Source organism: Ruegeria sp. BG11, from assembly GCF_056538565.1.
On record NZ_JBQFTH010000056.1, the window covers coordinates 1 to 673 of the forward strand.

Annotated in this window: 1 protein-coding gene; it reads left to right on the forward strand. The window is 52.7% G+C overall.

The genetic code is table 11. From position 1 onward, the window contains the following. On the forward strand, nucleotides 1-621 hold a 621-nt coding region (locus ACR0JF_RS23365), incomplete at its 5' end, for an IS6 family transposase (RefSeq protein ID WP_480670133.1). Nucleotides 622-673 lie beyond the last annotated feature (52 nt).

Below are 673 nucleotides of genomic sequence, written 5' to 3' on the forward strand. Positions count from 1 at the left end.
TATGTCCGATACGGTGTGTCATATCGCGATCTAGAAGAGATCATGCATGAGCGAGGCGTTGCAGTGGATCACACGACGCTGAATCGCTGGGTGACACGGTATGCAGGCGCAATCGGTGAAGCGGCGCGTCGTCGAAAGGGACCGTGCGACCGCTCCTGGAGAATGGATGAGACTTACATCAAGGTGAAAGGCAATTGGGTCTATCTCTATCGAGCTGTCGACAAGCACGGCAAGACGCTTGATTTTATGCTTTCCCAGCGTCGAAACAAACTCGCGGCCACCATGTTCTTCGCCCGAATGCTGGAGGTCAACGGCCTTCCGAGAAAGATAGTCATCGACAAAAGTGGAGCTAACACCGCTGGCCTCAAGGCCATCAACAAGATGCTGAAAGGTTTTGGTTGCCCGGTCCCAATTGAAATGGTCAGGCGGAAATACTTGAACAACATCATGGAACAGGACCATCGTTTCATCAAAAGACGAACCCGCCCGATGCTCGGCTTCAAGTCTCTTGCTTCGGCATCAGCGACTCTGGCGGGCATCGAGGTGACGCACATGATCCGTAAAGGCCAGTTCACGCCCGGAATCTGCCCGTTTCGTCAATTCTCCGAGTTGGCAACCTGAACTGAAGCGATCGCAGAACTATTTGGCTGACCTAAAACTTTGCAACGAAACC